This is a genomic window from Desulfallas sp. Bu1-1 (assembly GCF_015594625.1).
In the GTDB taxonomy this organism is placed as follows: domain Bacteria; phylum Bacillota; class Desulfotomaculia; order Desulfotomaculales; family Desulfallaceae; genus JADNRQ01.
The window spans coordinates 1-255 of record NZ_JADNRQ010000129.1 but is presented as its reverse complement, the minus strand read 5'-3'; the positions used below and the strand labels follow the sequence as shown (position 1 = coordinate 255).

Below are 255 nucleotides of genomic sequence, written 5' to 3'. Positions count from 1 at the left end.
AGCCGGTAAAGTTGGAACTGGGCAATATAACCGCTTCTTCCGCACCCATTTGGGTGGCTTCAATCATTTCGCGGGCCGAACCCAGTTGCTCCGCCGGGTAAATAGTAATTTGCACCTTGTTGTCTGTCGCTTCCGCCACCTTGTCTCTAAACATTTCCATGGCTTTCATTTTGGGGGAATCCACAGGTTCCACTGTGCCCAATTTAGCGGTGTATGTTTTCCCTTGATCTTCAGATTTATTGGCGTTTTCCGTAG

The 255-nt window shown here is 48.6% G+C and carries 1 protein-coding gene; it reads right to left on the bottom strand.

Translation table 11 applies throughout. The features are described from left to right. On the bottom strand, window positions 1–255 hold a 255-nt coding region (locus tag IT084_RS17940; protein ID WP_395880099.1), incomplete at both ends, for a hypothetical protein.